This is a genomic window from Streptomyces sp. NPDC048291 (assembly GCF_043201715.1).
GTDB lineage: Bacteria > Actinomycetota > Actinomycetes > Streptomycetales > Streptomycetaceae > Streptomyces.
Map to the genome: position 1 here is coordinate 250,373 of NZ_JBICZC010000019.1, position 10,397 is coordinate 260,769.

14 protein-coding genes are annotated in these 10,397 nt (G+C 71.2%); 8 read left to right on the plus strand and 6 right to left on the minus strand.

Annotated features, from left to right (window positions below):
• Window positions 1-377 precede the first annotated feature (377 nt).
• The 4 genes from ACGF5O_RS42830 to ACGF5O_RS42845 all read left to right on the plus strand — a co-directional run bounded on the left by ACGF5O_RS42830 (window position 378) and on the right by ACGF5O_RS42845 (window position 4,715).
• The gene (locus ACGF5O_RS42830; protein WP_393815353.1) at window positions 378-1,079 is read left to right on the plus strand and encodes a GntR family transcriptional regulator; all 702 of its coding nucleotides are present in this window, start codon (window positions 378-380) and stop codon (window positions 1,077-1,079) included.
• A complete protein-coding gene (locus tag ACGF5O_RS42835; RefSeq protein WP_393815354.1) occupies window positions 1,076-3,538 on the plus strand; it encodes a dolichyl-phosphate beta-glucosyltransferase in 2,463 nt (820 codons plus the stop codon). Before ACGF5O_RS42830 ends, ACGF5O_RS42835 begins: the two co-directional genes overlap by 4 nt.
• Window positions 3,539-3,616: 78 nt before the next feature.
• Window positions 3,617-4,267, plus strand: a complete 651-nt coding sequence (locus ACGF5O_RS42840; RefSeq protein WP_393815355.1) for a hypothetical protein — start codon at window positions 3,617-3,619, stop codon at window positions 4,265-4,267.
• A gap of 184 nt (window positions 4,268-4,451) precedes the next feature.
• Entirely contained in the window at window positions 4,452-4,715 is a 264-nt protein-coding gene (locus tag ACGF5O_RS42845; RefSeq protein WP_393815356.1) for a hypothetical protein, read from the plus strand.
• 113 nt (window positions 4,716-4,828) lie between these two features.
• Here the strand turns inward: ACGF5O_RS42845 and ACGF5O_RS42850 are convergent, their stop codons facing one another.
• The 4 genes from ACGF5O_RS42850 to ACGF5O_RS42865 form a co-directional block, all read right to left on the minus strand.
• Window positions 4,829-5,275, minus strand: a complete 447-nt coding sequence (locus ACGF5O_RS42850) for a hypothetical protein (RefSeq protein ID WP_362593953.1) — start codon at window positions 5,273-5,275, stop codon at window positions 4,829-4,831.
• Complete coding sequence (locus tag ACGF5O_RS42855) at window positions 5,272-5,538, minus strand: hypothetical protein (protein ID WP_362593956.1); 267 nt, start codon at window positions 5,536-5,538, stop codon at window positions 5,272-5,274. Before ACGF5O_RS42855 ends, ACGF5O_RS42850 begins: the two co-directional genes overlap by 4 nt.
• Before the next feature lie 75 nt (window positions 5,539-5,613).
• On the minus strand, window positions 5,614-5,937 hold the full coding sequence (locus ACGF5O_RS42860) for a hypothetical protein (protein WP_393815357.1): 324 nt from the start codon (window positions 5,935-5,937) through the stop codon (window positions 5,614-5,616).
• 163 nt (window positions 5,938-6,100) lie between these two features.
• Window positions 6,101-6,508: a hypothetical protein gene (locus ACGF5O_RS42865; protein ID WP_393815358.1), complete on the minus strand. Its 408-nt coding sequence runs from the start codon at window positions 6,506-6,508 to the stop codon at window positions 6,101-6,103.
• Window positions 6,509-6,633: 125 nt separating this feature from the next.
• Here ACGF5O_RS42865 and ACGF5O_RS42870 point away from each other — a divergent pair, with 125 nt between their 5' ends.
• From ACGF5O_RS42870 to ACGF5O_RS42880, 3 genes are read left to right on the plus strand one after another with little or no spacing between them, the layout of a single operon-like run.
• Complete coding sequence (locus ACGF5O_RS42870; RefSeq protein ID WP_393815359.1) at window positions 6,634-7,470, plus strand: helix-turn-helix transcriptional regulator; 837 nt, start codon at window positions 6,634-6,636, stop codon at window positions 7,468-7,470.
• Window positions 7,467-7,712, plus strand: a complete 246-nt coding sequence (locus ACGF5O_RS42875; protein ID WP_393815360.1) for a DUF397 domain-containing protein — start codon at window positions 7,467-7,469, stop codon at window positions 7,710-7,712. Before ACGF5O_RS42870 ends, ACGF5O_RS42875 begins: the two co-directional genes overlap by 4 nt.
• Window positions 7,709-8,059 carry a hypothetical protein gene (locus ACGF5O_RS42880; RefSeq protein ID WP_393815361.1) on the plus strand — a complete coding sequence of 117 codons (351 nt, stop codon included), beginning with the start codon at window positions 7,709-7,711 and terminating at the stop codon, window positions 8,057-8,059. The genes ACGF5O_RS42875 and ACGF5O_RS42880 overlap by 4 nt, the downstream gene beginning before the upstream one ends.
• Here ACGF5O_RS42880 and ACGF5O_RS42885 read toward each other — a convergent pair.
• Complete coding sequence (locus tag ACGF5O_RS42885; RefSeq protein ID WP_393815362.1) at window positions 8,056-8,430, minus strand: hypothetical protein; 375 nt, start codon at window positions 8,428-8,430, stop codon at window positions 8,056-8,058. The genes ACGF5O_RS42880 and ACGF5O_RS42885 overlap by 4 nt on opposite strands.
• Window positions 8,431-8,510: 80 nt before the next feature.
• On the minus strand, window positions 8,511-9,239 hold the full coding sequence (locus ACGF5O_RS42890) for an SDR family oxidoreductase (RefSeq protein WP_393815363.1): 729 nt from the start codon (window positions 9,237-9,239) through the stop codon (window positions 8,511-8,513).
• 103 nt (window positions 9,240-9,342) lie between these two features.
• On the opposite strand from ACGF5O_RS42890, the gene ACGF5O_RS42895 reads away from it, so the two are divergent.
• The gene (locus tag ACGF5O_RS42895) at window positions 9,343-10,191 is read left to right on the plus strand and encodes a LysR family transcriptional regulator (protein ID WP_393815369.1); all 849 of its coding nucleotides are present in this window, start codon (window positions 9,343-9,345) and stop codon (window positions 10,189-10,191) included.
• The last annotated feature ends 206 nt before the right edge of the window (window positions 10,192-10,397 follow it).

Genomic DNA, 10,397 nt, shown 5'->3' on the forward strand with positions numbered 1-10,397 from the left:
CCTGGCGGGGCACCCCGCGCCGTGGATCGGTGCCGCGCCGTGGGGGCTGAGCGCGCCCACGCGGCGGCAGCCGCAAATTCGGCACAGCCCCGCGCCCCTGGCGGGGCACCCCGCGCCGTGGATCGGTGCCGCGCCGTGGGGGCTGAGCGCGCCCACGCGGCGGCAGCCGCAAATTCGGCACAGCCCCGCGCCTCTTACAGGGCACCCCAGCGGGGCACTTCTCACAGGCCGCGCACAGGTGCCGTAGAAGGGACCCACGGGTAGCTTCGGTGGGCCGGAAGGAGTACACGCGGAACCCGAACGCGTAAGGTGGCGTGCTCGTACATGTACGTGTAAGCGAGCACGTCACCCGAACGCGTGAGGAGAGGCACCCCACGATGCCCGGCAACGGCGCTGTGACCCGCAGTACCCTGCGCCAGCAGATCGCGGACGCGCTCCGTGACGAGGTGCTCGCCGGGCGGCTCCAGCCGGGCCGGGAGTTCACGGTCAAGGAGATCGCCGAGCAGTACGGGGTCTCCGCCACGCCGGTCCGCGAGGCGCTGGTCGACCTGTCCGCGCAGGGCATCCTCGACGCCGACCAGCACCGCGGCTTCCGGGTGCCGGAGTACACGTTCGCCGACTACCGGGGCATGATCGAGGCCCGCAGCCTGGTCACCGACGGCATGTTCCAGGCGCTCGCCGACGGCCTCCACCCCGCCTTCAAGGACCCCGAGGAGCCCCGGGTCGCCGCCGCCCTCGCCGCGGTCCGGCGGCGCGGCGAGGAGGCGCAGCGCGCCGCGACCGCCGGCGACCTGACCGTCCTCATCGGCTACGACCTCCGGTTCTGGCGGGAGCTGTCCGCCCTCTTCGGCAACCCCTACCTCGCCGACTTCCTGCACCGGCTGCGCGTGCAGTCCTGGGTGTGCGCGGTGCGGCACCTGCGCCGGCTGCCCGATCTACGCGGGTATCTGTGGTCCCGGCACACCGAGTTGGTCGACGCGCTGTCCCGCCGGGACGCGGAGGCCGCCCGGGGGATCGTCGCCGCCTACAACACGCACTCCCTCGCCCTGATCGAGCGACTGGCGGAGAACGACGGATGACCGCGTCCCCGGAGCCCACGGAGCCGGAGCCCACTGAGCCGGAGCCCGGGGAGAGCGTCGACCTGTCCGTCGTCGTCCCGGCGTACAACGAGGAGGAGCGGCTCGGGCCGACGCTCGACGCCGTCACCCGCTACCTCGCCGACAACGAGAGCCGCTTCGGCTCCTGGGAAGTGATCGTCTCCGACGACGGTTCGACGGACGGGACGCGCGAGGTCGCGGCCTTACAGCACCCGAAGGTCCGGCTGGTCACCGCCGACCGCAACCGGGGCAAGGGCAACGCCCTGCGCCTCGGCGTGGCCGCGACCGCCGGCAGCCGCGTGCTGGTCACCGACGCCGACCTCGCGGCGCCGATCGAGGAGCTGGAGCGGCTGGACAAGGCGCTCAGCGAGGGCGGCGCCGCGGCGATCGGCTCGCGTGCGGTGCCGGGCGCGGAGATAGCCGACCGCCAGCACCGGCTGCGCGAGCTGCTCGGCCGCGCCGGGAACCTGCTGATACGCGCCACCGCCGTGCCGGGGCTCAGGGACACCCAGTGCGGGTTCAAGCTCTTCGACGGCGACCTCGCCCGCGAGGCCTTCGCCGACTCCCGGCTCGACGGCTGGGGCATCGACGTCGAGGTCCTCCAGCACCTGCACCGCGACGGCCACGTGATCACCGAGGTCCCGGTCCGCTGGAGCCACCGGCCCGGCTCGAAGGTGGGTCCGCTGGACTACCCGAAGGTCCTCGCCGACCTGGCCCGCCTCCGCGTCCGCCGAGTGCGCCCGGCCGACCTGCTGGTCGCCGTCCTCTTCCTCGTCCTCTCCGTCGCCCTCTACTCGGGCCGCTTCTTCGACCCCGGCCACCGCTACCTCACCGACTCCCTCCAGGACCAGAACCAGTGGGAGTGGTTCTTCGCGGTGACCGCGGACAACCTCGCGCACCTGCGCAACCCGCTCTTCTCCGACTTCCAGAACTTCCCCGACGGCGTCAACCTCATGGCCAACACGGTCATGCTGGGCCTGTCGGTCCCGTTCGCCCCGCTGACCCTGATAGCCGGTCCGGCGGTCTCGCTCTCCGTCTGCATGGCGCTGGGGCTCGCCGCGACCGCCGTCGCCTGGTACTGGCTGATCGTCAAGCGGGTGGTACGGAACCGGGGCGCCGCCTTCGTCGGCGCGGCCCTCGCGGCCTTCGCGCCGCCGATGGTCAGCCACGCCAACGCGCACCCCAACTTCGTGATCCTGTTCATGATCCCGCTGGTCGTCGACCGCGCCCTGCGCCTCGCCACCGGCGAGCGGGTGCGGCGGGACGGGATCGTGCTCGGGCTGATGGCGGCGTACCAGGTCTTCCTGGGCGAGGAGCCGTTCCTGCTGGCGGCGCTCGGGATGACGTTGTTCGCCCTCGCCTACGCGGTGGTCCGCCCGGAGGTGGCCGGGCAGGCCTGGCGTCCGCTGGGCAAGGGCCTGCTGATCGCCGGGGCGGTCTGCCTCCCCTTCGTCGCCTTCCCGCTCTACTGGCAGTTCACGGGCCCGCAGAGCTACCACAGCGTCCTGCACGGCGACAACGCCGGAAACAGCCCGCTCTCGCTGCTCGCCTTCGCCGAACGCTCGATGCTCTTCGGGGACGCGGGCCGCGCCAACGAACTCTCCCTCAACCCCACCGAGCAGAACGCCTTCTACGGCTGGCCGCTGGTCCTGGTCGCCTTCGGGATCGTCGTACGGCTGTGGGAGCGGCCGCTGGTCAAGGCGCTCGCGTTCACGTCGGTCGCCGCGGCCGTGCTGTCCATGGGTCCGGAGATCCGCATCCCGCTGACGGAGACGGTGTACCCGGGGCCCTGGGCCCTGGTGCGGAAGTTCCCGCTCTTCGAGTCCGTCATCGAGGGCCGGGTGGCGATGATCTGCGCACCCGTGCTGGGCATCCTGCTCGCGGTCGCGATCGAGAAGGTGCTGTCCACCCGCCGCGTCGGCGCCCAGTACTTCGGCCTGCTGGCCGTCGCCCTGGCCCTGCTCCCGATCGTCCCCGCCCCGCTCAAGGCCGATGAGCGGGCGGCGGTCCCGGAGTTCATCACCAGCGGGGCGTGGAAGGCGTACGTCGGCAAGGGCGAGTCCCTCGTGCCCCTGCCGCTCCCCGACCCCGGCGCCGCCGAGGCCCTGCACTGGCAGACCAGCGCCCAGCTCGGCTTCAAGGTGCCCGGCGGTTACTTCAACGGTCCCTACGGCGCCGACCGCACCGGCATCTACGGCGCCGTCCCGCGCTTCACCTCCAGCATGCTGCGGGACGTCCGCTACAGCGGGAAGGTGCCGGTGATCGGCAAGAACTGGCGCGCGCAGGCGAAGAAGGACTTCGCGTACTGGAAGGCGGGGGCCCTGGTGGTCGCCCCGCAACCCAATGACGAGAAACTACGACAGGCGGTGGAGGCCCTGACCGGAAAACCCGGTAAGTGGACCGGTGGGGTCTGGGTATGGGACCTGCACGAGGGGAGCTGACCGGCGCCGCACGGACTACTCTTCCCTGACCACCTAGCTGAGCACTCGCTGTGAACGCGCTGATATGAGGAGCCCTCTTTGGCCTGTGACCTCTGGCTGGTACCGCTGGTCGACGTGTTGTGCCACACCCCCGACAATCCGTTCGCCGAGGAACTCGCGCACTACAACAAGGTGCTCGCCGAGGCCGGGCTGCCCCCGGTGCCGGTGTACCAGTACATGCCGGGCCTGTCCGGCGAGGTCGCCCCGGTGGCAGGCTTCGACTACGACGCACTCCATTTCCTCCGCCGCGCCTACCTCCTCCAGGTCTGCGGGCTGCCCGTCTCCCCCGTGGACGACCTCGGCGGCGACTACGAGCAGCTCCTGGAGATGTTCGAGTCGACGGCCCAGCAGTCGCACCTGGTCTGGCACTACGACCACGCGGGCGCCTACGTCCCGGTCGACTTCCCGAGGCCGCTCTCCAGCGACGAACTCCTCGCCAGCGGCGGCCCACTGGGCTCCTCGCACGCCCTGCTGCGCGAGCTGGAGTACGTCGCCCCGTCGATCGGCATCGATCCGGCCAACCCCCCGGCCGCGCCGCAACCCCCGGCCGCCCCCACCGACTTGGAGGAACCGGCGGTCCCCGCCCCCTACGACCCGAGCCCCTTCGCCCGGGAACGGCACGTGTGGCTGGGCCTGCACGCGGCGGCGACCCGCAGCCTGGCCCAGGGTTCGATGATCGTCTTCAGCTGACGACGGATCACTCTGACACCCGGTCACTCTGACGTCCGATCACCCTGACGACCGGTCACCCGTATGCCGGTGCCCCCGTATGGCTCCTCCGAAGAGCGCGGCGCGAGATGTCGATCTAGCCTCAGAAATGAGCGCTTATCAGTTCATATGACCACGCGCTCTCATTCGGCTCAAGGAGGAGAACATGCGCAAGCTCCACAAGGCAGCCGCCGTGATCGCCATCATCGGTGGCGTCGGCTTCATGGGCGCCGTTCCGGCCACCGCCCTGCCGGCGCAGCAGCACGCGTACGGCGGCGGCGGCGGCTGCCGGTCCCACGACTTGAACCTCGACGTCCTCGGCGAGGTGGGCATCCTCAACGGGGCCCTCAGCAACCTCATCAACGGCGAGGGCAGCCCGGGCGCCCAGATCACCGACCTCGGTTCCGACTGCGGCCGCGGCGGCTGGTAGGCCACCGGCGCCACTGAAGCGGCGGTAAGCCGCGCATTCATCTCTGCGTGAGTGAAAAAGGCTCCGGACCGTCTCCCGGTCCGGAGCCTTGGGGTGTGTCCGCGGGGCCGCGGTCAGCCCTGCTCGACGATCCGGATGGTGCGGATGCCCGTGCCCCGGTACCGCATCGGGGTCCTTGTCAGGACGGGACGGCCACGCGGCCACTCGACGGTCGGCAGAGCGAGGTGCAGCACATGGGCGCCGCTCCAGTCCGGCTCGTCCTTCCCCTCCTCCGGCTCACCGTTCGCGGCCCGCAGTCGCTTGCCCACAGCCGTGGCCGCCGCGAAGTCGAGCCCCTCGATGTTGACGGACGGCAGCGCACCGACGTGCTCCGCGACCCCGGCCCGCTCCCGCTCCGCGGCAGCCAGGCTCACCGCGGGGATGTAGACCCGCAACGCGGCGTCCTTCTCCGCCTCCACGACCAGCCGGGAGGCCATGCTGTTACCGGCACCGAGCGCCAGGGCCGCCGTGTCGTCGAAGATGACGGCACGCGGCAGCGGGTACCGCTCCCCCTCGGTCACTGGACCTCCCCGATACGCCCGGACTCGATGTCGGCCCACAGCTTCTCGCCGGCCTTCTCGTCCTCTTCCGTGTAGGGCCGCCCGAGGAAGTGCTCCTCGACGTAAGCCCTGGTCTCCTCGTACCGCTTGCGCAGCTCGTCCTTGGTGGGCGTGGCCCCGGCCAGCTCCGCCACGAAGTCCCGCATGCTCATCCCGCGTTCCCGGGCGAGCTCCTGGAGACGGTCACGGACAGCGGGGTCGACCTTGATCGTGGTGTCAGCCATGAGCACAGTATACCGTCGGTATACTACCTCAGGGCGTACGAGTGTGACAGTCAACGACGTTCCCTTCTCTGCTTTCTAGGCCGCCATCAGGCGAACTTTTTGCATTTCACCCGCCGGTGTCGCAGATTCGTACGGCCTCTCGAACACCTCGCAGACCGTCGAGTACTGCCGGGTCACCGGGTCCCGCGACACCACCCGCCGCAGATACCGCCGTTCCTCCAGCTCACGCAGGGAAGCGACGACCGACATGCACCCTTCCCGCCGCCGCTCGGCAAGAATGCGCTCCGTGATCCAGGCCCCGTCCGGCAGCCCCAGGAGGTACGCCAGTACGCCCGCCGCTCCCCCGGACAGACGTCGGCCCCCGAAACGGGACTGGGCAAGGGCTGCGAAGGCGCGCACAGGCGCCATACGATGAACGCGCATCCGGAGTTGCTCTCTCCCGGTGTCGAGCCCCCGGGTGTTGGCGCACCGCGGGGGCATTCTGTTGATCGTGACTTTAGGGCCCCGCAAAGCAGCGAACGCAAGCCGCAATCCCTTTTTCCCGGCCCTGTGTTGACGATTTTCACTCCGCCGAGTGAAGCGCGGAACGCAACAACCGCGTGTGCACGAAACGGCCGTGCGCGGTCGGCCGGTACCGCCACGACAGCGGCCACGTCATGTCGTCCAGCGCGGGAACCGGGATGTACGACACCCGCGCCGGAACGGCGGTCAGCCTGGTCACCTCCGCAGGCCAGGGCAGGTGGTCCGTGCTCCCGGCCGGCACCAGGAAGTACACACACCGCCGCCCACTGGCGACCTCGATGACGGGCCCGGGATCACCCCCGGTCATCTCCGCGAGCCGATCGGCGAGCCGCCGCCCCCACTCCCCGTCGTCCACCCGGACCGCATCGAACTGGACACCGGCTTTGCGGAGTTGAACGCCGGCTGCGGGCAGCCAGGCGAGGTTTGACTGGTCGCTTTGCGTATTCATGGGACCAGTTTGGGGAGGTGGAGCTACCGTCGCCATAACTCTGAGTCGACCACTGAATACGGTCGGAAATCGGGGTGCGTCGGTTGTGACCGGTTGAGTTCGGTTGAGTTCGGAGGTGACCGCTAATGGCGCGGGCCGAGAACAAAGAGGAAGCGGGCGGTACGGCACAGATGGTGGCCGCCCTTGCGAAGGCACTGCGTGAGCAACAAGAGCTGACGCAGGAGGAGTTGGGGCGGCGCACCGGCTACACGGCATCCGCGATCAGCGCCATGGAGACGTGTGCGCAGCCCGCCAGCGACAAGATGCTGGTGGCGCTGGAGGAGGCCATCGGCAACGGGATGGGCGTCTTCGAGAAGGCCCGCAAGTGGATGCTGCTGGAGAAGTACCCCGCCCGGTTCCGGGGCTTCTCGGAGCTGGAGGCGGGGGCGGTCACGATCTCGTCGTACGAGACGCTCGTGGTCGACGGGCTGTTCCAGACCGAGGACTACGCTCGGGCGCTGATCGGAGGCGGCTTCCCACCGGTCTCCGAGCAGAAGCGGGAGGAGCTGGTCGAGGCTCGGCTGGCCCGCCGGGCGCTGTTCAAGCGGGAGCCGGCGCCGATGATCGAGCTGATCCTCGAAGAGAGCGTGCTGCGTAGGCCGTTCGGCCCTTGGGAGGTACTTCGCGGACAACTGCTCTCGCTCGTCGAGGACGCGCAGCGGGACAATGTGTGTCTGCAAGTGCTCCCGATGGAGCGGGGGCTACGGGGTACCTACGCCGGGGCTCGCGGCCCCATGAAGATGGTGGTGACGGCGGAGCACGAACACGTCGTCTACATGGAGATCGAGGACCAGGGCATCCTGGTCAGCGAACCGGAGGAAGTGTCCCAACTCGCCCACCGCTATGCGAAGATCCGCGCACAGGCCCTGAGTACCGACGACTCGGTGAGCCTCATCGAACGGTTGGCAGGAGAGAAGCGATGACCCGCACCGGAACCCTGCGATGGTTCAAGTCCAGCTACAGCGACGACGGCGGCGGCAACTGCGTCGAAACCGCCTACACCTGGCGCAAGTCCTCCTACAGCGACAGCGGCGGTGGCCAGTGCCTCGAAATATCCCCCTGCCCCCAAGCCATCCACATCCGCGACTCCAAGACGGCCCCCGACGGCCCTCACCTCACCCTCTCCCCCGCCGCCTGGGCCGCCTTCCTCGGGTCGGCCGGGTGAGCGCGAGCGACTCCGTGGAGGCCGACATCCTGGCGGTGGTCGACGCCGTCGGGCGCCGCGCCTCGGCCCGGGGCGAGCGCATCCGGGCCCTCGACTCGGTCCGCGACCTCGTGGCCAACGACGAGGCGGAGATCGCCATCGACTACCTCGTCAACACGGCCAACGCGTTCCGGCTCCCCCTCCGCCAGGACGAGCACGAGCGGCTCATGGCGGCAGCCACCCGGCTGGACTACGCCGACGCCGTGACCGACATCGACCCCCGGCTGCTACAGCGCCCCGTAAGGGGCGCGAGGAACTGCGCGACCAGCCACGACGAAGCCGCAGACGAACAACGGCGAAGCGTCTAGCCGAAGACGGTGAACAGGGCGAGCGCGGGCCCGGCGGCGTACACGAGCACGCCCACCGCCAGGGCCGTCCACGGCCGCCGCACCTGCACCGCCCCGAGCACGACCGTGACGACCGCGGCCGCCAGCGCGACCCACGGTCCGAACATCGCCACGAGCATCCAGACGCCGGAGTCGTCGCAGAACCGCGCCGTCCCGGCCGAGGTGCCGCAGCTGTCGCCGGCGAAGAGCATGCCGAAGGACAGCAGCCCGTTGACGGCGACCGCGACCGCGAGCAGCAGCCCGGCCGCCACGGCGAAGACGGCCCCGAGCGGCCTGCGCGGCACGGGGCGCGGCGCCGGGAACGGCGGGTAAGGGGACGGCGGAAAGCTCATGCCTCCCATCTCACCGCCGTCGGCGCGTCCCCGCCTGAGTAGAGCTACTCAACAGCGGTGAGCTCGTGCCCCGAGGTCAGTCACCAGGGCACCTCCCCGTCGTCGTCGAAGAAGCGGCCGGTCGGGCCGTCGTCGGGCAGGGTGGCGAGGCGGATGGCGGTCGCCGCGCCCTGCTGCGGGGTGCGGTGGCCCTGGAAGCCGTTGAGGTCGGTGGCGCAGTAGCCGGGGCAGGCGAGGTTGATCAGGATGTTCGTGCCCTGGAGTTCCCTGGCGTACTGGACGGTGACGCCGTTGAGGAACGTCTTGGACGGTGAGTAGGCGACGGCGATCGGGCCCATCTCGGCGCCCGCCGCGGTCTGCCGGGTGAGGGAGCCGACGCTGCTGGACACGTTGACGATCCGCGGGGACGGCGAGCGGCGCAGCAGCGGCAGCATCGCGTTGGTGACGCGGATGACGCCGATGACGTTGGTCTCGACGGCCTCCCGAACCGTCGCGAGGTCGGCGGTGGTCGGTGTCTGGGCCCTGCCGCCGGTGACACCGGCGTTGTTGACGAGGGCGTCGAGGTGTCCGGCGAGGTCCTCGACCAGCGCGACGGCCGCCGTCACGCTCGCGTCGTCGGTGACGTCGAGCGGCACGCCGAACGCGTCGACGCCCGCCGCCCGCAGCTTCGCCACGGCGGTCTCCCGGCGCTCCGCGTCGCGCGCGCCGACGCCGACGCGCCAGCCGAGGGCGCCGAGGCCGGCCGCGATCTCGTAGCCGATGCCCTTGTTCGCGCCGGTGACCAGCGCGGTCTTCTGCTGTTCGGTCATGCCTCGATCCTGTCCGCGGACGGGCCGGGGCGGCCAACACCGATCGGGTGGGGATCGATACCGCGGGGGTATCGATCCCGGCCGGATCGGTAGCATGAGCGGTGTGGAGACGCGGGAGTTGCGGTACTTCGTGGCCGTCGCCGAGGAGCTGCACTTCGGGCGGGCGGCCCGGCGGCTCGGGATGGCGCAGCCCCCGCTGTCGCGGGCGATCAGCCAGCTGGAACGGCGGCTCGGGGCGACGCTGCTGGAACGCACCAGCCGTGCGGTCGCCCTGACCGAGGCCGGGTCGGTGCTGCTACGGGAGGCACGGGCCGCGCTGGACGCCGTCGAGGCCGCCGAGCAGCGCACCCGCCGAGCGGCGCTCGCCGCGTCCGGTCGGCCGGGGGTGGTGCTGGCCACGAAGGCGGGCGCGTCCGGCGAACTGCTGGCGAAGCTGCTCGACGCCTACGCCGCCGAACCGGACGCGGTCGCCGTCGACCTGCTGCTGTGCGGGGTCGGCGAGCAGGAGCGGATGCTGCGTGACGGACGGGCCGACGTGGCGCTGCTGCACCTGCCGTTCGACTCCACGGCGGGCTTCGACAGCGAGGAACTGCTGACGGAGGGCCAGGTGCTGGTGGTGCCGGCCGGACATCCCCTCGCCGTCCGCGACCAGGTGCGGACGGCCGAGGTCGCCGAGCAGGCCGGGCTGCCCCCGGCGCGCTGGCGGGGCCGCGACGGCAGGTACCCGGAGGGGCCCGGTCCGGAGGTCCGGGACCAGGCCCAGCTGTACCAGCTGGTCGCGCTGGGCCGCGCCTGCTGTGTCGTACCGGAGTCGGTCCGGGCCCAGCTGCGCGAGGACCTGGCCGCCGTACCCGTGGTGGACGCACCGCCGGTCACCACCGTGATCGCGTGGCCGCCGCACAGCCGCTCCCGGGCCGTCGCCGGACTGGTCCGCGCCGCCACGCAGCTCTGAGCCCGGGGAGCCGTCAGGCGCGGCGGGCGGTCGCGGTGGGGCCGCCGGGGCGGGAACCTGGCGAGCCTCTAACGGTCCGCTGCCGGGTGGCCGGGGCCCGGCGCGGCCCATGAGGCGAGGATGCGCAGGCGGTCGTGGCTGGGGGTGCCGGGCTCGGCGGTCAGGGTGATGAGCTGCTGGTCGGGGTCGTCGGTGGAGGTGAGGAA

Bases quoted from the DNA above. Each gene is read 5' to 3' on its own strand.
- ACGF5O_RS42870 (WP_393815359.1), top strand. From the start codon at position 6,634: ATGGCGCGGGCCGAGAACAAAGAGGAAGCGGGCGGTACGGCACAGATG.
- ACGF5O_RS42875 (WP_393815360.1), top strand. From the start codon at position 7,467: ATGACCCGCACCGGAACCCTGCGATGGTTCAAGTCCAGCTACAGCGAC.
- ACGF5O_RS42845 (WP_393815356.1), top strand. From the start codon at position 4,452: ATGCGCAAGCTCCACAAGGCAGCCGCCGTGATCGCCATCATCGGTGGC.
- ACGF5O_RS42830 (WP_393815353.1), top strand. From the start codon at position 378: ATGCCCGGCAACGGCGCTGTGACCCGCAGTACCCTGCGCCAGCAGATC.
- ACGF5O_RS42835 (WP_393815354.1), top strand. From the start codon at position 1,076: ATGACCGCGTCCCCGGAGCCCACGGAGCCGGAGCCCACTGAGCCGGAG.
- ACGF5O_RS42890 (WP_393815363.1), bottom strand. From the start codon at position 9,239: ATGACCGAACAGCAGAAGACCGCGCTGGTCACCGGCGCGAACAAGGGC.
- ACGF5O_RS42855 (WP_362593956.1), bottom strand. From the start codon at position 5,538: ATGGCTGACACCACGATCAAGGTCGACCCCGCTGTCCGTGACCGTCTC.
- ACGF5O_RS42885 (WP_393815362.1), bottom strand. From the start codon at position 8,430: ATGAGCTTTCCGCCGTCCCCTTACCCGCCGTTCCCGGCGCCGCGCCCC.
- ACGF5O_RS42865 (WP_393815358.1), bottom strand. From the start codon at position 6,508: ATGAATACGCAAAGCGACCAGTCAAACCTCGCCTGGCTGCCCGCAGCC.